Here is a 20,128-nt window from a genome sequence, read left to right as displayed (position 1 = left end):
ATGACCGCAACCGATCTGACCTTGCTGCGCGGCCACACCGACCGGCAGTTTCTGCGCAAGCGCCTGCTGTCCTTCGGCATTCCCGCGCTTTTTCTGGCCTATCTGGTCTATGTGTTCTTTGCCTTCGACATTGCCCGCCTTGCCGACCGCGCCCGCATGGACAATGCCGCGACGCTGGTCGCCGACAGCTATAGCTACAAGACCCATGTCACCCGCGACAACCGATCGGGCGAGGTCAGCATCGCGATCGAGGGAGAGCGCCGCGGCACCTTCGGCCCCGACCAGACCCCCGATTGGGTCACGCTGGGACAGACAACGCAGATCGACCTGGGCAAGGGCAACGTCGTGGTTTTCGCGCCTGAAGCCGTTACATTCGACGTGCCGGGTTACGGCGTGATCACCGCCGTGCCATCGCGCAGCGGCGTGACCACGACCCTGCCCGCAGGGCCGGTGCCCGACTGGATCAACGTCGGTGACACCCGCCTTGCCGTGACCACCGATGCGGGCCGTCTGTCGGTCACCCGCAACCGCTCAGAGGTATTCCGCTACTCGCTGGGGTGGGAGATGTTCTTTTTCACCCTCGACAGCCCGTTCTATGGCAAATCCCTGAGCGAGCTTGCAGCCCTTGCCGTCACCGGCCCAAGGCTGACCGTTGATCGCAGCAATATCGGCGCGATGGTGCATGGTGTCTGGACGAATTCCGCATGGCGCCACAATGACGTCGCATGGGCGCTGTTCGAAACCGTGCTGATGGCCTTTCTTGGCACCTTTGGCGCGGCCATCATCGCGCTTCCGCTGGCCTTTGCCGCCGCGCGCAACTTTTCGGTCTTCGGGCCGCTGCGCTTTGCCGTGCGCAGGGTGTTCGACCTGTTGCGCGGGGTGGACGGGCTGATCTGGACCATCCTTTTGTCCCGTGCCTTTGGTCCGGGGCCGCTGACGGGGGCGCTTGCGATCATGCTGACCGATACCGGAACCTTCGGCAAACTCTTTTCAGAGGCCGTCGAGAATGTGGATGAAAAACAGATAGAGGGCGTGACCTCGACCGGAGCCAAACCCCTGCAACGCTACCGCTTTGGCGTGGTGCCGCAGATCGTGCCGGTCTTGCTAAGCCAGATCCTGTATTATCTGGAATCCAACACCCGATCGGCCACGGTGATCGGCGCGATCACGGGGGGTGGCATCGGGCTGTTGCTGACCCAGGCGATCGTCACCCAGCGCGACTGGGAGGAGGTCACTTATTACATCGTGCTGATCATTCTGATGGTCATGGCGATGGACTGGCTGTCCGGTATCCTGCGCCGCCGCCTGATCAAGGGCGACTGATGGCGCGCGCCTTGTCCGAGAGCCTGCCGCAGATCCACGACGCCTGCGAGATCACCGACAGCCAGCTTGGCCGCTACGTTGAAATCGGCACCGGCAGCCGGCTAAGCAATGTGGCGATGGGGGATTATTCCTATTGCGACCGTTTCGCCGATATCGCCAATGCGCAGGTCGGGAAGTTCGCGAATATCGCCAGCTTTGTGCGGATCGGTGCCACCGATCACCCGCTGGACCGCGCATCGCTGCATCATTTCATGTATCGTTCTGCCGCCTATTGGCCCCAGATCCCCGATGACGCCGCATGGTTCGCGCACCGGCGCGCCCGCGGGGCAGTGATCGGGCATGACACATGGATTGGCCATAACGCGCAGATCAAACCCGAGGTGACAGTGGGCGATGGCGCGGTTGTTGCCTCGGGGGCGATCGTGACGGCGGATGTTGCGCCCTATACGATCGTTGCGGGCATTCCGGCCCGCCCGATCCGCACCCGCCAACCCAAGGACATCGCCGACCGGCTGATCGCGCTGGCGTGGTGGGATTGGGACCATGACCTGCTGGGGGCCAGATTGCCCGAATTCAGGGCGCTGACCGTCACGGCTTTTCTGGATAAATTCGAGTCCTGACCGGTGGTCTGATCCAGTTTCCTCTTTTACCCGCAACATATAAAAAAGCCGCCGGTCATAAGACCGGCGGCTGATTTGTCGTCATGCAGCTTGCGTCAGAACGCGGCGCGAAGCCCGATGGTGATGCCCGCCGACGACTGGTTTCCCTTGGTCGCCGCGTTAAAGCCTGCCGTCAGAACCGTTGTCGGGGACACGGCATAATCGACGTCCATCGTCACCCGCGCCCAGTTCTGGGTCAGCGCCTGACCGGGAAGGTTGAAGGCGTAAAGCCCCGTCACCTGACCGTTGATCCCGGCTGTCGTATCCTGGAACTGGTGCACGGCCTCGATCTGGGTGTGCAGTGTGGTTTTCGATGCAATCTCTCCGGCAAAGGCCGCACCAACCCGCAGATCGGTGGTTTTGGTCGTTGTCGGGGAATAGATCGCAGGAAAGCCGCCGCCGGTTTCGGTATAGCCGCCCACCTTGGCCCGCGTGACGGTCACAGCGCTGTAAGGCGAAACCGAAAAGCCGCCCATTGCCGCCGCGTTCTTCCAGTCCAGCCGTGCCTTCAGCGCGGATGTTTTCAGATCGGGGCGCCCGGTCGAAACATCGGTGCCTGGGCCATTCGCATAGGCCCGGTTCAGCGTGGTATCAAAGGACGCGTGGTAGGCAAGAAGGCTGGCCTGAAGCGTGCTGCCACCGGCGGTTGCGAACTCGCGGTCGATCTCGGCAAGGATATAGTTCCCGTCGTAGCGTGCAGTGCCACCCAGATCCCAGTCCTGCTTTGTTGTCGTGGTGCCGACACCCGCGCCGATGCGGTAGCCGCCAACATCGCCACAAACGCCGATTTCCGCCAATGCGGTATTCGCATCGGTGGATTTGTTCCGTGCGGCGTCAACCGTGCTCCATGCGCAGGTGCCTTTGTCGGACATGGCAAGGCCGCTGTCCAACAGGGTTCTGTGATGGCTGCCCCCAAGCGCAAGGTTGCTTGCGCCGATCCCGACACCGGCGACCGATCCGCCGGACTGGATCACGCTGCGGTCGAACGCGGCGGTGTCGCTCAGGAACCCGCTACCCTTGGCCAGCCAGCCGGTGTTCTGGTTGTTGAAAGACCCGCGCCCCATAACAACAGACCCGTCGTCACTGACGCCCATCGCGTCGGTCAAGATATAACCATCGGGGATTTCGCCACCCCCGGCAATCACCCAGTCATCGACGCTTTGCATGCCATCCGTGGTTGACCAGCGAAAGGCCTGTTTGCTGCTCTCCATCGGAGATTCAGCACTTATGTTGTCCGAAGACGATCCGACAACAACAAGGCCATCTGCGGAAACCGCACGGGTGTTGCTGCGTGTGCCTCCGTCCAGGGTTCCCAGATCTTCCATAATGCCATTCGCCCAACGAAAGGCGTGAGACTGTCCTCCGTCAGTAGCGGAATCGCCCACAACCACCGCACCATCGGCAGAGACGGCAGTGGCATAGCTGTAGGTTCCGCCAATCGTTCCGAGGTCCTGCATCAGGTTGACGGCATCCCAACGAAACGCGTGATTCTGGCTGCCGGCAGTGTCGGCATTGCCAACAACCACCGCACCATCGGCAGAGACGGCAGTGGCGTTACTGCTTATGCCACCAAGCGTTCCAAGGTCGGTCATTTCGCCATCGTCCCAGCGAAACGCGTGTTGGTACTGGTTTCCGGCAATGGCGGCATAGCCCACAACCACCGCACCATCGGCAGAGACGTCATTGGCATGGCTGTAGGTTCCGCCAAGCGTTCCGAGGTCCTGCATCAGGTTGACGGCATCCCAACGAAACGCGTGAGACTGATAGTCGGCAGCGTTGGCATCGCCCACCACCACCGCACCATCGGCAGAGACGTCATAGGCATAGCTGTAGGTTCCGCCAAGCGTTCCAAGATCGACCATCTCGCCGTTTGCCCAGCGGAAGGCGTGGTAGGCTGAATTGCCCTCGAGATAGGCATACCCGACAATCACCGCACCATCGGCAGAGACATGGATCGCGTTACTGTAGGTGCCATCAAGCGTTCCAAGGTCTGTCATTTCGCCATCGACCCAGCGGAACGCGCGGTTTGCCATGTTGCCGGTGATGTTACTGTTTCCGGCAACCGTCGTGCCATCCGCCGAGAGACGGTTTGGGTAAGTGTAAGTTCCACCCAAACCGCCCAGATCGGTGAATGCGTCCTGCGCCAGGGCCGGAGAGGCAAGGACAGCGAGCGCCGGAAAGACCGATGCGGCGAGGGCGCGGCGGCGATAGCCAAGTGATGTCGTATTTTTCATATCTTAACCTGTATGTTTGAAAAACCCAAAAGAACCGCAACACGACGCGAAAGGAGTGATCGCTGTCGCCGCCAATACGCGCCGAATGGTATAATCCTTAAGTTCAATGTCATCATCCGAATGGATGGTGCCTGTGCAATATTATGTCACCTGTTTTTGACGGGACGTTTCCTGTTTTCGCGAGGTCGGTGGAAAAAGTGCATAATTGCAACAGGTCTATTCAACCCTGGGGCGACGGGGCGCGTTGTGATCCCGGCTCACAATGCGCCGCGCGATGCGCTTGCCGATGGCGCGACTGCCCTTGACCGAGGGGTGGATCAGATCGATCTGGTGATAGGACCGATCACCGTTCGGAACCAGATCGGCAATCGACAGGAATTCCACGCCCGCATCACGCAGGGCCATACGCCCAAGGCGGCGGTCCAGCTCGTCGCCGACGGGCCGGCAGGCCTTGATCGGGCTTTGCACGCCCGGATTGCGCAGGTAGCCGGTATAGATCACCTTTGCCCCGCTTGCGCGGATCGTCGAGACAAAAGCGGGGATCGCCCCGCGCTGGCCGTCGGCAGAGACCAGCCGGTCGAGCTGTGTGTCGCATTTACCGCAGCCGCATCCGAACAGTAGGTCGTTGCCGCCGCCGTTCAGCACGACCCATTCCCATTTTCCGGGCCGGTATTGTTCGGTGATCCTGACGCCGGCGCTGCCCGAGATGGGAAGGTAATAAAAATATCGCGCCCCTGTGACCGCGCGGTCTATCACCTCTTCGCCCAAGCTGGCCTCGATGGCATCGGCAACCGACTGGCGATTGGTGCCGTTGAAGGCCATCATCGAGTCGCCCATCACAAGGATGCGGGCATCGGATTTGCCGGTCATCGGCTCGACGCAGCTTGTCAGCAGCAAGAGTGCCGCAAATGAAATCAGGTTCTTCAACATCGCCCACCCCGGACTGTCCCTGCGGCATGCCGCCTGGCGCTGAATGCCGATGATCGGCGTCGCGGTCAAGTTGTTCGCACGCGGCAAGACCCGTAAGGCCGGGTTGATCTATGGAGACAGAGTGCCCTCGGTGAGGATATTCAGAGAAGTAAGAAAGGCGCGGGCTATTCTGCCGCCACGGCCAGATCGCGCATGCCCCGCATGAAACGGTGGCTGGCCTCGCCCGACAGATAGGCGATGCGACCCGCGCAGATCGTGGCCTCTATCTGGCGCGTCTCTGGGTTGAGCACGACAAGATCGGCACGCAGCCCTTCGGCAATGCGACCCCGGTCCGACAGCCCCATGATTGCGGCAGGGCGGGTCGAGATCATGGCCCAGGCCGAGGCCATATCCATCAACCCGTCATCCACCAGACGAAAGGCCGCCAGCGCCAGAGCGGGGTAATGATAGTCGGAGACAAGCGCGTCGCACAGGCCGGCGCGGATCAGGTCGGTGGCCGCGATATTGCCGGACTGTGACCCACCGCGCGCGACGTTCGGTGCCCCCATCAGCACCGGATCGCCGACCGCGCGGGCCGAGGCGGCGGCGTTGGCGGCGGTGGGGAACTCGCATATCCGCGCGCCCATCAGCGAGTAGGTCTCACGCGTGGCGCCATCGGGGTCATCATGGCTGCCGTAACGGATGCCCATCTGGTCAAAGGCCTCGGCGAGGCGGCAAAGATAGCGCGGAACGGCCTGTTTCTGGTCGCGCGCGCCGCGCACGATTTCCATGTGCTGCTGGCTGCTGCGGCCTGCTTTTTTCGCCCAGAGCAGGATTTCTTCGGGGCGGGTGCGGGCCAGATGAACGGCCTCGTCGAGGTGGTTGTTGAAGATCACATAGCCGATGCCGTGCCGCCTGATGGCGCTGAGCAGGCGTGCCTCGGTGTCGACCGTATGGGTTTCGACCCGCAGTTGCAGGCGCATATCTGTCAGCGCACGCGGGGCGTAGGTTTCCATGTCCAGCATCAGGGTCTCGGCAAAGTCCGGGCCGCGTGCCCCGCCCTCCCAGGACCAGCTTTGCGCCAGCCAGGCGGTGGTGACCCCGTTTGCCGCCATATCGCGGTCGGTGGCGGCAAGGCCCGCGCTGATCGGGAAGGGGGCCGAGGGGCGGGGTGCGATGTGCCGCTCGAACGCGTCACCATGCAGGTCGATGATGCCGGGCAGGATAAGAAAGCCTGAAAGATCAATGCTATGCGCAGCACTCGATGCAATGCGACCAGCGTCGATCGCCACCATACCGTTCCGAAGGCTGCCGTCGCAAAGCACATCCGCGCCGCGCAGGCAGAGGGAGAGTGAAGCCGTCATTGTTCTGCTCGCCTGTTTGTTTTTCAGAACCTTAGCGTGGGAATGTATCATTCAGGTGACGGGCGCTGCTTCCGCCAGTGTCAGGGTCACGCGATCCCCGACAAACCACGTTTGCCCGAATTCCACGGGCCGGCCTTGTGCGCCCACGTTGAGGCTGACGGTGCGCAGCAGTGCGGCGCCTTCCTTCGTGCGCAGGTGCAGCGCCTGTGTGGCCGTCGCGGGCGTGGCGTTGAACCGGGTCGATGCGCGGGTGTAGTCGGGCAGGCCCGAGGCGCGCAGGGCGTCGGTTACGGACCCCAGCGCACGCAGGTGGTCGGGCAGGTCCGGGAAGGCAGCCGCGGGAAAGATGCTGATGAAATGCGCCAGCGGTTGCCCGTCGGCCAGCGAGACCCCTTCGCAGGCATGCACCAAATCGCCGGGGGCAAGGTCCAGTGCTGCGGCCTCTGGCGCAGAGGCGGCGCGGGTTTCCAGCGACAGGATGTGCCGCGCAGGCAGGCGGCCCGCCGCCATCAGGTTGCGGTGAAAGCGCACGCGCTTGCCGATGGGATATTCTGCGGGTGTCTGCGCCACGAATACGCCCGCGCCGCGCCGCGCATGCACCAGCCCCGCCTCGGCCATATCGGCAAGGGCGCGGCGCACCGTATGGCGGTTGACGCCAAAGCGCGCGGCAAGGGCGGCCTCTGTCGGCAGCTTGTCGCCCGCGCCATAGTGGCCGTTGGCTATGTCGGCGGTCAGGGTCTCGGCGATGGATTTCCAGACGGGGGTGCGGGTCATGTCACTAAAGTTTCACATCTTGGGGGATTGCGGCGCGACGGGTCAGGCCGTAAGATTTGTCTAGTTGTATAGTAAGTTAGACAAATCTGCAAGGTGTCTAGATGATGAATGTAGCGGAACGGAAAAGCTGGATGGGTCTGCTGGCCAAGGCCCCTGCCTTGGCGCTGGCGGACCGGTTTGCGGCACTTGGCGCGGCGCCTGACCACGCCGTGCTTCGCGCGCCGGAAATCGGTGCGGTGATGGTGCGCGGGCGGGCAGGGGCGCGGGGTGCGCCGTTCAATCTGGGAGAGATGACAGTCACCCGCTGCTCTGTCCAGTTGGCGACAGGCCAGATCGGGCACGGCTATGTGCAGGGTCGTGACAAACCCAAGGCCGTGCAGGCCGCCCTGATCGACGCGCTGATGCAAAGCGATGCGGCGGCACGGGTCCGCGAGCAGGTGCTGGACCCGCTGGAACTGGAAATGGCGGTGGTGAAATCCGCAAGGGCGGCCAAGGCTGCGGCGACGCGGGTCGAATTCTTCACGCTGGTGAGAGGAGAGGACTGATGCAGGCTTTTGCAGTTCAGGGCGGGTTCGGGGATACCTCTGTCGAGGCGTCCCATGCGTTCCGCGCGGCAATGAACGCCATGGCGCGGCCCGGCCGGGTCTACGCGATTGGCGGAGCGCGCCCGCCTGTGCCGATGTCGGTGGCGGCGGGGACGCTGTGCCTGACGTTGTTTGACCCCGAAACGCCGGTGCATCTGGCGGGCGGGCACGACACGGCCGACATCCGCGACTGGATCACCTTTCACACCGGCGCGCCTTTGGTCGGGGCGGCCCGTTGCGCCTTTGCTTTGGGGACGTGGGACGCGCTTGGCGATCCTGGTGCCTATTCCATCGGGCAGGCCGATTATCCCGATCGCTCTGCCACGCTGATTGTCGAACTGCCCGCGTTCACCGACGGCGGCGCGACCCTGCGGGGGCCGGGGATCAAGGACAGCGCCTGTTTCGGCCTGCCCGATCTTGCAGCCTTTCAGGACAACGCGCGGCTGTTTCCTCTGGGGCTGGATTTCTTTTTCACAACGGGGGACCGCGTTGCGGGGCTGCCCCGCACAACACGGGTGGGCTGAGCCATGTATGTCGCAGTCAAAGGCGGCGAGCGCGCCATCGATAACGCCCATGCCTGGCTTGCCGAGGAACGGCGCGGCGACAAAGGCGTGGCGGAACTGTCGGTGGCGCAGATCCGCGAGCAACTGTCGCTGGCGGTGAACCGCGTCATGGCCGAAGGGTCGCTTTACGATCCCGACCTGGCGGCGCTGGCGATCAAACAGGCGCGGGGCGATCTGATCGAGGCGATCTTTCTGATCCGCGCCTATCGCACGACCCTGCCGCGGTTGGGGCATAGCCTGCCGGTCGAGACCGCCGATATGGCCTGCGACCGCCGGATCAGCGCGACCTTCAAGGATGCGCCGGGGGGGCAGGTGCTGGGGCCGACGTTCGACTACACCCACCGCCTGATTGATTTTGCGCTGGCCGCCGGGGGCGAGGTGCCGGAGGCGCCCACCGCAGCACCCCGTATGGAGCCCACGCCGCATATCACCGAATTCCTGAACGCCGAGGGGCTGATCCAGGACGAACCCAAAGGCGAGGCCGCACCGGGCGACCTGACGCGGCAACCGCTGGAACTGCCCGCCAGCCGCGCATTGCGGTTGCAATCGCTGACACGCGGTGACGAGGGCTTCATCCTTGGCATGGCCTATTCCACCCAGCGGGGCTATGCGCGAAACCATGCGTTTGTGGGTGAGCTTCGGATCGGAACCTGTTCTGTTGAAATGGAAATTCCTGAACTGGGATTTGCGATAGAGATCGGCGAGGTCGAGTTGACCGAATGCGAAACGGTGAACCAGTTCCAAGGGTCGAAAACCCAGCCGCCGCAATTCACCCGCGGTTATGGCCTTGTCTTTGGTCAGACCGAACGCAAGGCGATTTCCATGGCGCTGGTCGACCGTGCCCTGCGATGGAAAGAGCTGGGAGAGGACAATCTGGGCGCCCCCGCGCAGGACGAGGAATTCGTGCTCTACCACTCTGACAACATTCAGGCGACGGGGTTTCTGGAACATATCAAACTGCCCCATTACGTCGATTTCCAGTCAGAACTGGAACTGGTCCGCAAGCTGCGCCGCGAGGCAAGCGTTGCGATGCAGGAGGCTGCGGAATGAACGATTACAACTTTGCCTATCTGGACGAGCAGACCAAGCGGATGATCCGCCGCGCGATCCTGAAGGGTCTGGCGATCCCCGGTTATCAGGTGCCCTTTGCCAGCCGCGAAATGCCCATGCCCTATGGCTGGGGCACCGGCGGGGTGCAGGTGACGGCGGCGACACTGACGCCCGACGACCGCCTGAAGGTGATCGATCAGGGGGCGGACGACACCACCAACGCCGTGTCGATCCGCAAGTTCTTCCAGAAAACGGCGGGGGTTGCGGTGACAGAGGCCACGACAGAGGCCACCGTGATCCAGACCCGCCACCGCATCCCAGAGGCGGCGCTGACCGAGGACCAGATCCTTGTCTATCAGGTGCCGATCCCCGAACCGCTGCGCTTTCTGGAGCCGTCAGAGGTTGAGACCCGCAAGATGCACGCGCTGGAGGATTACGGCCTGATGCATGTGAAATTATACGAGGATATCAGCCAGCATGGCGCGATTGCCACGGCCTATGCCTATCCGGTCAAGGTCGAGGGGCGCTATGTGATGGACCCCTCGCCGATCCCGAAATTCGACAACCCGAAGATGGAAATGGCCGCGATCCAGCTGTTCGGCGCGGGCCGCGAGCAACGGATCTATGCGCTGCCGCCCTATAGCCGCGTGGTCAGCCTGGATTTTGACGATTTTCCCTTCGAGGCGACAAAGGCCGATCACGATTGTGATCTGTGCGGTGCTGGTAACAGCTATCTGGACGAGGTGATCATGGACGATGCAGGCACGCGGATGTTCGTGTGTTCCGACACGGATTTCTGCGGCGCACGGCGCGACGCGGGCCATGTGGGCGCACAGGGGGTGGCACAATGACCCCGCTGTTGCAGGTGCGCGACCTGACCAAACGCTATGGCGCGCGGATCGGCTGTGCTGACGTTAACTTTGACCTCTATCCTGCTGAAGTCATGGGTATTGTGGGCGAAAGCGGATCGGGGAAATCCACCCTTTTGTCCTGCCTTGCGGGGCATCTTGTGCCCGACGCGGGGCAGGTCGTGTTCGACACCAGAGCAGGCGGTCCGAAGGATACCGTTGCGATGTCCGAATCCGAGCGGCGGATGCTGGGACGCACCGACTGGGCCTTTGTCCACCAGCACGCCCGCGACGGGTTGCGGATGAACATCAGCGCGGGCGGCAATGTCGGCGAGCGGTTGATGGCGGTCGGCGCACGGCATTACGGCGAGATCCGGCATGCCGCCGGCGACTGGCTGGGGCGGGTCGAAATTGACGAGGGGCGCATCGACGACCGTCCCTCGCAGTTTTCCGGCGGCATGCAGCAACGCCTGCAAATCGCGCGAAATCTGGTGACGGGGCCGCGGCTTGTGTTCATGGACGAGCCGACGGGGGGACTTGATGTCAGCGTTCAAGCGCGCCTTCTGGATCTGTTGCGCGGTCTGGTGCGGCAGATGGGACTGTCAGCCATCATCGTGACCCACGATCTGGCAGTGGTGCGCCTGCTGGCCGACCGGCTGATGGTGATGAAAGACGGGCGTGTGGTGGAAACCGGCCTGACAGATCAGGTGCTGGACGATCCGCAGCACGCCTATACGCAGCTGTTGGTCAGTTCGGTGCTTCAGGTCTAGGGGCGTGCCTATGGCGCGTGCGGAACGAGTATTTTTGGAACAAAGTAGATGCAGATGATCGAGATAACGAACCTGTCGAAAAGCTTTACCCTGCACAATCAGGGTGGCGCCGTGATCCCGGTGATGCAGGGGGCGGAGCTGTCCGTGGGCACAGGCGAATGCGTCGCGCTGACCGGGGCCTCGGGGGCGGGGAAATCCACCCTGATGCGGATGATCTATGGCAATTACCTGTCCGCCACGGGGCGGATCATGGTCGGTGACATCGACGTTGCCCGTGCCGAGCCGCGCGAGATACTGGAATTGCGGCGGCGCACCCTTGGGTATGTCAGCCAGTTCCTGCGGGTTGTGCCGCGCGTCCCGACGGTGGACGTGGTGGCCGACCCTTTGTTGACGCTGGGCGTTCCGGTGGAGGAGGCGCGAGACCGGGCGCGGGCGCTGCTGGCGCGGCTGAACATCCCGCAGGGGCTATGGCAGTTGTCGCCTACCACGTTTTCGGGTGGCGAACAGCAGCGGGTGAACATCGCGCGCGGGTTTGTGCACGATTATCCCGCGCTGCTGCTGGATGAACCCACCGCCAGCCTTGACGCGACCAACCGCGAGACCGTGCTGTGCCTGATCGAAGAGGCCAAGGCGCGGGGGGCGGCGATCATCGGCATTTTCCACGACGAGGCCGCGCGGGACCGGGTCTGTGACCGTGTGATCGACGTGGCGGTCTATACGCCGGGTGCGCAGTGATGCGGGGCCGGTTGATTGCGGTGGTTGGCCCGTCGGGTGTCGGCAAGGACACGGTGATGGCGGCGTTGGCCGCTGCACGCCCCGACCTGCATCTTGTGCGCCGCGTGATCACACGGGCACAAGATGCGGGCGGAGAGTGTTTTGACGCGGTACATCCGACCGACTTCGCGCAACGCCGCGATGCGGGCGGTTTTTCATTGAGCTGGGGGGCGCATGGCTTGTTCTACGGCATACCGGCGTCGGTGGACGAGGTGTTGGCGGGCGGGCAGGATGCGCTGGTCAACCTGTCGCGCGGCGTGCTTGATCAGGCCCGCGCCCTGTTCCAGCCCTTTGTGGTGCTGTCGCTTGTGGCGGACCCGCATGTGCTGGCGCAGCGGCTTGCGGCGCGGGGGCGCGAAACCGCCGACGAGATCGAACACCGTCTGGCCCGCAAGCCCGACATGCCTGTGACCGGAGCGGATGTGATCAGCCTGCACAACGATGGCGCGTTGGACCGCACCGTGCACGATGCCTTGGCCGCGCTTTACCCGGCAAGGGTGTAGCGATGGATGTCGTGGAACATGCCGTCCTCGTCTTCGCCGCTCAGCGTCAGGTCCGAGATGACAAAGGGGCGCGGCAGCAGCGGGATCACGCGGGGGGCAAGGGCCGTCTCGATGGCATCCAGATCCTGTGTCGCCATCTTGCCGCTCAGCGTGATGTGAAAGCGGAACTCCTCCATCACATAGGGATAGCCCCAGTCGCGCAGCAGGTCGTCTTGCCGTGGTGTCAAACCCGGTGCACGACGCCGCGCCAGATCAAGGGTGCTCAGTGGGGCACGCAGCGGATCAAGCCCGCGCACGACCTCTGCCGCAAGCGCGCTCAGCGCGGCGGTGTCGCCCTGCGGCACCAGCGCCAGAAACCCGCCGATCCGGCACAGGTCCAGCGCGTCCAGCACGACAGGGGCAAGGCGCTGTGTCAGATCGGACAGGGCCGTCGCAAGATCGCCCTCGGTGCGCCCCTCTGCCAGCCGGAAGGGCGGCTTGATCGTCGCATGCAACCCGTATTTGCGCGGGGTCGCGGTAATCTCGGCCACGGGGCGCGGCACCCCCCCGATCTGTGGATGCGGCACGCGCTGCCCACGGGCACTGTCCCAGCCAAGCCAGGCGGCACCGAATGCCGCCAACGGCCCTTGCCGGGGCGTGAAATAGACCGCATAGCGGATGAATTGCATATCGTGATCTTTCCCGTTTTCCCGTCCGAATGCCTCTTTAAGGTAACATTCCAATGACATGTGACACCGTATTTGCCAACGCCACCCTTGTTTTGCCGTCCGAGACCGTTCGCGGCAGTCTGGTCGTCTCGGATGGCGTGATCCGCCGCATCGACAGCGGTTCCGCCGTGCCCAAAGGGGCGATCGACTGCGCGGGCGACTTTTTGTCGCCGGGCCTGATCGAACTGCACACCGACAATCTGGAGCGCCACATCAGCCCGCGCCCCAAGGTGGACTGGCCCCACGCGGCGGCAATTCTGGCCCATGACGCCGAACTGGCGGGCACGGGCATTACCACCGTTTTCGACGCGATGCGGGTGGGGTCGATCCCGACCGGCAAAAGCCGATATGGCAAATACGCGCGTGACCTGTCGCGGGAATTACTGGACCTGCGGGCGCAGAACGCGCTGAAAATCAGCCATTTCCTGCATTTGCGGGCCGAAATCTGTTCCGAAACCCTGATCGAGGAGATGGCGGAGTTTGGCCCCGAAGACCGCATCGGCATCGTCAGCCTGATGGACCATACACCGGAACAGCGCCAGTTCCGCGATCTGTCCAAGCTGAAATCCTATGTCATGGGCAAAAACAACCTGTCCGAAGCCGAATTTGCCGAGCATGTCGCGCATCTGAAAGGCCTGCGCGCACTGCATGGCGATGCCCACGAGGCGGCGGCCGTGGCCGAGGCGCGGCGCTATGGCGCGGTGCTGGCCAGCCACGACGACACGACGCGCGCGCATGTCGAGCAGTCGTCCCGTCACGGGATCACGGTGGCGGAATTCCCGACAACCATCGAGGCGGCGCAGGCGTGCCGCGACCACGGCATTCCGGTGATGATGGGGGCGCCGAACCTGATCCGCGGCGGGTCGCACTCGGGCAATGTCGCCGCGCGCGATCTGGCGGATCTGGGGTTGCTGGATATTGTCTCGTCCGACTATGTGCCCGCCGCCTTGTTGCAGGCTGCGGTGCAATTGGGCGGCATCTGGAACGATATGGCGCGGGGCATGGCGACAGTCACTGCAGCCCCTGCCGCCGCCGCCGGTCTTGTCGATCGTGGCCGGCTGGTGGCGGGGCTGAACGCCGACCTTCTACGCTTTCGGATGCACGGGGATCATGCGGTCATCGCGCAGGTCTGGTCGCGCGGAAACCGTGTTGCGTAACGCGTCGCACAGACCGTCGTTTTCCCCTCTTTTTGGTAAAAATATCCGCGCCGCAGGCGGCATGACCTGCCCGCTGGCCCCGCCCTAGCCGTTCAAAAGCTGATCCGTGGCCGTACCGGACCGGACCCCCAGATCGCGGCGCAGACGGGCGCGGGCGCGGGCCAGTCTGGACAGCAGCGTGCCCAGTGGCAGGTCCATCTCTTGGGCCAGATCTGCCAGCACCGGCTCATCCATGACAACCCGCCACAGCAACGCCGCATCCCGTTCGGGCAGCTCGGCGACGGCGGCCAGAACCTCGGCGCAGGCAAGGCGGCGCGGGGCTTCGGCCTCTGTCGCGGGCAGCGTGGCCTCGTCCAGTGTGACGGTCGCGCGCGGCGCGCGCCGTGCCTGATTGCGCAGGGCCGTCATCAGATAGGGACGCAGATCGTCGATCGCGACGCCCCGGTCCAATCGGGTCCAGACCTTCAGCAGGACCTCTTGCGCCAGATCCTCGGGGTCTTGTCGCGATGTCGCAAGGATCCGCGCAAGGCGCAGAAGTTCGGGCATCAGTTCGGTCAACTGTGTCATGTCGGTCGCTCCTTCTGTTCCCCTGATGAAGGCACCCTGACCTGCGTAATCAATCCGGGGGAATTCCGCCAAGCGGCGTTTTGTGGTGCGATGCGGGCTTTTTGGGCGTTCTTTGGCCCGTTTTGCCCTGCCGCATCGGCAAGTCGCCGCGCGGGGGCTGATCCAGTTGCCCCCGTGCGGGATTAATCGGTGTGGTTCCGCGTCTTGGTTAGGGAAGGCACGATGAAACCTTCCCACGCGTGACACCCAAAAGGAGACCGAGGATGAAACGGATACTAACAGGACTGGCGATGACGCTGGCGCTTGCCCTTGCGGGCGGGGCTGCGGCCATTGCAAGCGTCGCTGACATCGACAGTGACGGCGACAGCCTGATCACCTTTGCCGAAATGCAGGCTGCCTATCCCACCGTCAGCGAGGACCTCTTCGCCAGCGCCGACACGAACGGCGATGCGATGATCGACGAGGCCGAACTGACAGCCGCCGAAGACGCGGGCCTGATCAAGACGGAATAGCGTGTCACCAGTGGCCTTGGGCCACGATATCAACCTGTGGCCCTTGGCCACAATCTTGACCAGTGGCCAAAGGCCACGACGGAGGACCTGGATATGAATAGACTTGTTTTGACGCTGGCATCGATCCTTGCACTTGGGGCGGCGCAGGCCAATGCCCAGACCATGGTGACCGACACCGATGGCGATGGCGTCTATTCGATGGACGAGCTGATGGCGGCGTTTCCCGACCTGACAGAGGACGCCTTTACCGGTGCCGATGCCAATGAGGACGGGATGCTGGACGCGGAAGAGCTGAAAGCCGCGCAGGAGGCGGGCACGATCCCGATGTAGGGCAGAAACGGCAAAAGGCCCCCGATGTGCGGGGGCCTTTTCAACCGTGATGCCGAGGCTTTCAGTGTCCGGTCAGCGGCGTTTACGCCGCGCCCCGCGCCAATGCGGCGACGCCTGTGCGGGCGACCTCTTGCAGGCCAAGCGGGCGCATCAGATCGGCAAATGCGTCGATCTTTTCGGGTGTTCCCGTGATCTCGAAGACAAAGCTTTCCAGCGTGCTGTCCACGACATTCGCACGGAAAATATCGGCCAGACGCAGGGCCTCGACGCGTTTGTCACCCAGACCTGCCACCTTGAACAGGGCCAGTTCACGCTCGACGCTGGGGCCTTCGACGGTCAGGTCATGCACTTCGTGGACGGGCACGATGCGGCCCAGCTGCGCCTTGATCTGTTCGATCACCTGTGGGGTGCCGGCGGTCACGATGGTGATGCGGCTGCGATGCCCCAGATGGTCGACTTCGGCCACTGTCAGAGACTCGATGTTGTAACCACGGCCGGAAAACAGGCCGATGACGCGGGCCAGAACCCCCGGTTCGTTTTCCACCAGAACCGCCAGCGTGTGCTTTTCCACGACATCGGCATTCGGGTCGCGCAGGTCGTAGGCGGAATGGCTGGATGCGCCTTTTTTGATATTGAGAGCAGACATTTAGAGACCTTCCTTAAACCATAACCGCGCCGGAGGCACCGATTGCTTTTGACGTATCGGCATCGCCCATCAACATCTCGTTGTGCGCCTTGCCCGAGGGGATCATCGGGAAACAGTTCTCATGCTTTTCCACCAGACAGTCAAAGATCACCGGGCCGTCGTAATCCAGCATTTCCTGAATGGCGTCATCCAGTTTCGCAGGATCGGAGCAGCGAATGCCCTTGGCCCCGAACGCCTCTGCCAGCTTCACGAAATCGGGCAGGGCCTCGGACCAGGACTGCGAATAGCGCTCGCCGTGCAGCAACTGCTGCCACTGGCGCACCATGCCAAGGCGTTCGTTGTTCAGGATGAACTGCTTGACCGGCAGGCGGTATTGGGTCGCTGTGCCCATTTCCTGCATGTTCATCAGCCAGCTTGCCTCGCCCGCGACGTTGATGACCAGCGCCTCGGGGTGGGCGACCTGAACACCGATCGACGCAGGCGTGCCATAGCCCATGGTGCCCAGCCCGCCAGAGGTCATCCAGCGGTTCGGGTCTTCGAAGTTCAGGTATTGCGCGGCCCACATCTGGTGCTGGCCGACCTCTGTCGTGATGTAGCGGTCGCGGGTCTTGGTCAGCGCCTCGAGGCGTTCCAGCGCGTATTGTGGTTTGATGATCGTGTCGGAGCCGGTGTAGGTCAGGCATTTGACCGCGCGCCATGTGGCGATCTTTTTCCACCATTTTTCCAGACCGGCGGTGTTGACCTTTCGGCCACGCGCCTTCCAGATGTTCAGCGCGTCTTCCAGCACATGGGCGATGTCACCGATGATGGGCACATCCACTCGGATGATCTTGTTGATCGAAGAGGGGTCGATGTCGATATGGATCTTCTTTGACTTCGGGCTGAAGGCATCGACCCGGCCGGTGATCCGGTCGTCAAAGCGTGCGCCGACGTTGATCATCACGTCGCAATCATGCATCGCCCAGTTTGCCTCGTAAAGGCCGTGCATGCCCAGCATCCCCAGCCAGTTCTTGCCGGACGCGGGGTAACACCCCAGACCCATCAGGGTCGAGGTGATGGGAAAGCCCGTCGCCTCGACGAATTCGCGCAGCAGTTGTGTGGCCGCAGGGCCAGAGTTGATGACGCCGCCGCCGGTGTAGAACACGGGGCGTTCGGCGGTTTCCATCAGTTCCACCATCTGCGTGATCGCGGCGATGTCCCCCTTTACGCGCGGCTGATAATGCGACACGCGGGCCTTTTCCTTGGGCGTATAGGTGCCGGTGGCGAACTGCACGTCCTTGGGGATGTCGACAAGCACCGGACCGGGACGGCCGGACATGGCGACATGAAAGGCCTGATGGATGGTGTCGGACAGCTTGTCGGTTTCCTTGACCAGCCAGTTATGCTTGGTGCAGGGGCGGGTGATGCCGACGGTGTCGGCCTCCTGAAAGGCGTCGTTGCCGATCATGAAGGTCGGAACCTGACCCGTCAGAACGATCAGCGGGATGCTGTCCATAAGGGCATCGACCATGCCGGTGACCGCATTTGTCGCACCGGGCCCCGAGGTGACGAGCACAACGCCGGGTTTCCCGGTCGAGCGGGCATAGCCCTCGGCGGCATGCACAGCCCCCTGTTCGTGGCGCACAAGAATATGCTGGATGTCGTTTTGCTGGAAGATCTCGTCATAGATCGGAAGCACGGCACCGCCGGGGTAGCCGAATACGACGTCCACACCCTGATCCTTCAGGGCCTGAACCACCATTTTTGCGCCGGTCATCTGACGTGTCATCTTTTCGCTCCGTTTCACTTTATCTTTGGACAATAAAAAACCCCCGTTTTTGGCGGGGGCGCATGGGGACCGTTTAGGGTTACCGTTACCGGCCCATGCGCCTTGATCCTACTAGCACGACAATGTCGGTCATAATTCAGGGGTCCTTTGCAGTTGCAGCAGACATTAGGGCGGGGGTTTGGGGGCGTCAACCACCAAAGCGGCGAATAATGTGTCGCGGCGTCATGAAAATATTGCCGAAAGTTGCGATATGCGGGGGATTTTTCGGGATTTGCGAAAATTCGCGCAGTTTTGTGACCGCGGGGAAGGCAACGGGCGCGCGTGCCGCGCGAGGTTTATGTGTCGCCCCCGCTTGCGCGGGGACTCCGGTTTGCCTGCGGCGCGGATATTTTTACCAACAAGAGGGGAAAGACGGGGACGGATCAGAAGCTGAGGGCGGCCCCGTCCGAGCGCGGGTCGCTTGCGGATTCCAGAAGACCGTCCGGGTGTCGCACCACCGCGCCCGCGTGACCTGCAAGATCCGAGTAGGGCGAGATCAGCTCTACCTGATGGCCTGCATCGCGCAGCTGTTGCACAAGGGCGGGGTCGAAGCGGTCCTCGAGCTTCAGGCTGGTCGAGACATCGCCCCACGTCCGCCCCAACAGCCAGCGCGGATTGGTCACGGCCATTTGCAGATCCTGACCGAATTGCGCGTAGCGGGTGAACACGGCGGCCTGTGTTTGTGGTTGGCCTTCGCCGCCCATGGTGCCGTAGGCCATGACGCGGCCATCGTTCAGATGCGCCAGCGCGGGGTTCAGCGTGTGGAACGGACGTTTGCCCGGTGCCAACTGGTTCGGGCCCGCCGCAAGCGAGAAGCCCGCGCCGCGGTTCTGGAAGTAGACGCCGGTGTCGGTGCAGGTGAGGCCGGAGCCGAATTCCCAGAACACACTTTGGATGAAACTGACGACGGTGCCGTCGCTGTCGGCGGCGCCCATCCAGATGGTATCGCCCTCGACGGGGGTATAGGGCCAGGGCAGGGCGGCTTTCGTGTCGATATTGCCGGCAAGCCTGTCCAGCAGGTCGTCAGCCAGCCAGTCCTGCGCGTCCTGCGCCATATCGACGGGATCGCCCAGATCGCGGTTGCGCAGGATGAAGGCCTGTTTGGTGGCCTCGATCAGTCCGTGCAGGTGGTCGAACCCGTCGGGGATGGTGACACCTAGGCGGTCAAACAGCGCGAGGATCATCAGGGACGAGACGCCCTGGGTCGGTGCGGTCATGTTGTAAAGCTGCCCCAGCGAGGTCTTAACCGTCAGCGGGGTGACCATACGCGCGGCGTAATCGTTGAAATCGCCCAAGCGCAGCGGGCTGCCGTGGTCCTGAAGGCAGGCCGCGTGGGCCTTGGCGATGTCCCCGGTGTAGTAGCTGCCCAACCCGTGTTGCGCGAGGCTTGCAAGGGTGTCGCCCAAGGCGGTCTGTGTCATGCATGCGCCGGCTTCGGGCGGTGCGCCATCCATCAGAAAGGCCTGACGGAATCCCGGCACGTTCCTGAGTCCGTCGAGTTTTTCGGCCGTGCAGCGCGACTGGTTGCCGGTCACGGCAAAGCCGTCGCGGGCATAGGCGATGGCGGGGGCCAGCAGATCGGGCAGGGGGATACGTTTGTCTTGTGGCACGAGCGCCAGTGCCGCCTGCCATCCGCCGATGCTGCCGGGCACGGTGAGGGCCGCAGGGCCGCCGCGGGCTGGAATAGCGTCGGTGAAGCCGCGTTCGGCATACCATCCGGGGGTGGCCAGGCGGGCGGCCTGACCGCAGGCGGATATGCCGACGGGGGCCTGTCCGGGGCGGTGGATGACCCAGAAGCCGTCGCCGCCGATGCCGTTCATATGGGGGTAGACGACGGCAATGGTGGCGGCGGCGGCGACCATTGCCTCGATCGCGGTGCCGCCTGCGGCCAGAACATCCTGTCCGGCAAGGGCTGCGATCCTGTTCGGGGCGGAAAACGCACCCCTGTATCCTAGTGCGGAATGAAGCATCGGACACTCCTTTCAGGCGTTTATGGTTGTGGCTTTCGCCCGGACACAAAGGTTCGGGCGAAGGCCGTGGGGCACAC

At 63.3% G+C, this 20,128-nt stretch carries 21 protein-coding genes; 12 read left to right on the top strand and 9 right to left on the bottom strand.

Annotation, left to right across the window (positions count from 1 at the left end):
* On the top strand, positions 1-1,323 hold the full coding sequence (gene phnE / locus ACEN2R_RS05965) for a phosphonate ABC transporter, permease protein PhnE (protein WP_442040437.1): 1,323 nt from the start codon (positions 1-3) through the stop codon (positions 1,321-1,323).
* A complete protein-coding gene (locus ACEN2R_RS05960; protein WP_442040209.1) occupies positions 1,323-1,943 on the top strand; it encodes a chloramphenicol acetyltransferase in 621 nt (206 codons plus the stop codon). Before phnE ends, ACEN2R_RS05960 begins: the two co-directional genes overlap by 1 nt.
* Positions 1,944-2,038: 95 nt before the next feature.
* On the opposite strand, the gene ACEN2R_RS05955 is transcribed toward ACEN2R_RS05960, so the two are convergent.
* The 4 genes from ACEN2R_RS05955 to phnF all read right to left on the bottom strand — a co-directional run bounded on the left by ACEN2R_RS05955 (position 2,039) and on the right by phnF (position 7,263).
* On the bottom strand, positions 2,039-4,216 hold the full coding sequence (locus ACEN2R_RS05955) for an autotransporter domain-containing protein (RefSeq protein ID WP_442040207.1): 2,178 nt from the start codon (positions 4,214-4,216) through the stop codon (positions 2,039-2,041).
* Positions 4,217-4,432: 216 nt separating this feature from the next.
* Positions 4,433-5,146, bottom strand: a complete 714-nt coding sequence (locus ACEN2R_RS05950; RefSeq protein WP_442040205.1) for an SGNH/GDSL hydrolase family protein — start codon at positions 5,144-5,146, stop codon at positions 4,433-4,435.
* A gap of 164 nt (positions 5,147-5,310) precedes the next feature.
* Positions 5,311-6,489 (bottom strand): alpha-D-ribose 1-methylphosphonate 5-triphosphate diphosphatase, encoded by a 1,179-nt coding sequence (locus tag ACEN2R_RS05945; protein WP_442040203.1) that lies wholly within the window; start codon positions 6,487-6,489, stop codon positions 5,311-5,313.
* A gap of 51 nt (positions 6,490-6,540) precedes the next feature.
* Positions 6,541-7,263, bottom strand: coding sequence for a phosphonate metabolism transcriptional regulator PhnF (gene phnF, locus ACEN2R_RS05940; RefSeq protein WP_442040201.1), 723 nt, complete (start codon positions 7,261-7,263; stop codon positions 6,541-6,543).
* 101 nt (positions 7,264-7,364) lie between these two features.
* On the opposite strand from phnF, the gene phnG reads away from it, so the two are divergent.
* The 7 genes from phnG to phnN are packed head-to-tail and all read left to right on the top strand — an operon-like array spanning position 7,365 to position 12,355.
* Positions 7,365-7,808 (top strand): phosphonate C-P lyase system protein PhnG, encoded by a 444-nt coding sequence (gene phnG / locus ACEN2R_RS05935; RefSeq protein ID WP_442040199.1) that lies wholly within the window; start codon positions 7,365-7,367, stop codon positions 7,806-7,808.
* Positions 7,808-8,371: a phosphonate C-P lyase system protein PhnH gene (phnH, locus tag ACEN2R_RS05930; RefSeq protein ID WP_442040197.1), complete on the top strand. Its 564-nt coding sequence runs from the start codon at positions 7,808-7,810 to the stop codon at positions 8,369-8,371. Before phnG ends, phnH begins: the two co-directional genes overlap by 1 nt.
* Before the next feature lie 3 nt (positions 8,372-8,374).
* The gene (locus ACEN2R_RS05925; protein WP_442040195.1) at positions 8,375-9,460 is read left to right on the top strand and encodes a carbon-phosphorus lyase complex subunit PhnI; all 1,086 of its coding nucleotides are present in this window, start codon (positions 8,375-8,377) and stop codon (positions 9,458-9,460) included.
* Entirely contained in the window at positions 9,457-10,311 is an 855-nt protein-coding gene (locus tag ACEN2R_RS05920) for an alpha-D-ribose 1-methylphosphonate 5-phosphate C-P-lyase PhnJ (protein WP_442040193.1), read from the top strand. The genes ACEN2R_RS05925 and ACEN2R_RS05920 overlap by 4 nt, the downstream gene beginning before the upstream one ends.
* The gene (gene phnK / locus ACEN2R_RS05915; protein ID WP_442040191.1) at positions 10,308-11,078 is read left to right on the top strand and encodes a phosphonate C-P lyase system protein PhnK; all 771 of its coding nucleotides are present in this window, start codon (positions 10,308-10,310) and stop codon (positions 11,076-11,078) included. The genes ACEN2R_RS05920 and phnK overlap by 4 nt, the downstream gene beginning before the upstream one ends.
* A 54-nt stretch (positions 11,079-11,132) precedes the next feature.
* The gene (gene phnL / locus ACEN2R_RS05910) at positions 11,133-11,813 is read left to right on the top strand and encodes a phosphonate C-P lyase system protein PhnL (RefSeq protein WP_442040189.1); all 681 of its coding nucleotides are present in this window, start codon (positions 11,133-11,135) and stop codon (positions 11,811-11,813) included.
* Positions 11,813-12,355 carry a phosphonate metabolism protein/1,5-bisphosphokinase (PRPP-forming) PhnN gene (phnN, locus tag ACEN2R_RS05905; RefSeq protein WP_442040187.1) on the top strand — a complete coding sequence of 181 codons (543 nt, stop codon included), beginning with the start codon at positions 11,813-11,815 and terminating at the stop codon, positions 12,353-12,355. The genes phnL and phnN overlap by 1 nt, the downstream gene beginning before the upstream one ends.
* On the opposite strand, the gene ACEN2R_RS05900 is transcribed toward phnN, so the two are convergent.
* Positions 12,337-13,023 carry a DUF1045 domain-containing protein gene (locus ACEN2R_RS05900; RefSeq protein ID WP_442040185.1) on the bottom strand — a complete coding sequence of 229 codons (687 nt, stop codon included), beginning with the start codon at positions 13,021-13,023 and terminating at the stop codon, positions 12,337-12,339. The two genes, phnN and ACEN2R_RS05900, sit on opposite strands and share 19 nt — an antisense overlap.
* A gap of 53 nt (positions 13,024-13,076) precedes the next feature.
* Between ACEN2R_RS05900 and ACEN2R_RS05895 the strand changes: the two genes are divergently transcribed.
* Positions 13,077-14,219, top strand: a complete 1,143-nt coding sequence (locus tag ACEN2R_RS05895) for an alpha-D-ribose 1-methylphosphonate 5-triphosphate diphosphatase (RefSeq protein ID WP_442040184.1) — start codon at positions 13,077-13,079, stop codon at positions 14,217-14,219.
* A gap of 84 nt (positions 14,220-14,303) precedes the next feature.
* On the opposite strand, the gene ACEN2R_RS05890 is transcribed toward ACEN2R_RS05895, so the two are convergent.
* Positions 14,304-14,786, bottom strand: a complete 483-nt coding sequence (locus tag ACEN2R_RS05890; protein WP_442040182.1) for an RNA polymerase sigma factor — start codon at positions 14,784-14,786, stop codon at positions 14,304-14,306.
* Positions 14,787-15,049: 263 nt separating this feature from the next.
* On the opposite strand from ACEN2R_RS05890, the gene ACEN2R_RS05885 reads away from it, so the two are divergent.
* Together ACEN2R_RS05885 and ACEN2R_RS05880 are read left to right on the top strand one after the other, a co-directional pair.
* Complete coding sequence (locus ACEN2R_RS05885; RefSeq protein WP_442040180.1) at positions 15,050-15,298, top strand: hypothetical protein; 249 nt, start codon at positions 15,050-15,052, stop codon at positions 15,296-15,298.
* Between the two features lie 93 nt (positions 15,299-15,391).
* Positions 15,392-15,628, top strand: a complete 237-nt coding sequence (locus ACEN2R_RS05880; RefSeq protein WP_442040178.1) for an EF-hand domain-containing protein — start codon at positions 15,392-15,394, stop codon at positions 15,626-15,628.
* A gap of 82 nt (positions 15,629-15,710) precedes the next feature.
* On the opposite strand, the gene ilvN is transcribed toward ACEN2R_RS05880, so the two are convergent.
* From ilvN to ACEN2R_RS05865, 3 genes are all read right to left on the bottom strand, one after another.
* The gene (gene ilvN, locus ACEN2R_RS05875; RefSeq protein ID WP_442040176.1) at positions 15,711-16,274 is read right to left on the bottom strand and encodes an acetolactate synthase small subunit; all 564 of its coding nucleotides are present in this window, start codon (positions 16,272-16,274) and stop codon (positions 15,711-15,713) included.
* Positions 16,275-16,287: 13 nt separating this feature from the next.
* Positions 16,288-18,042 carry an acetolactate synthase 3 large subunit gene (locus ACEN2R_RS05870; RefSeq protein WP_442040174.1) on the bottom strand — a complete coding sequence of 585 codons (1,755 nt, stop codon included), beginning with the start codon at positions 18,040-18,042 and terminating at the stop codon, positions 16,288-16,290.
* A 422-nt stretch (positions 18,043-18,464) separates the two neighbouring features.
* Positions 18,465-20,051, bottom strand: a complete 1,587-nt coding sequence (locus tag ACEN2R_RS05865) for a gamma-glutamyltransferase family protein (RefSeq protein ID WP_442040172.1) — start codon at positions 20,049-20,051, stop codon at positions 18,465-18,467.
* Between the last annotated feature and the right edge of the window lie 77 nt (positions 20,052-20,128).

Source organism: Pseudogemmobacter sp. W21_MBD1_M6 (assembly GCF_052119585.1).
Classification (GTDB): domain Bacteria; phylum Pseudomonadota; class Alphaproteobacteria; order Rhodobacterales; family Rhodobacteraceae; genus JBGQOJ01.
This window is presented reverse-complemented; position numbering and strand designations above follow the sequence as displayed.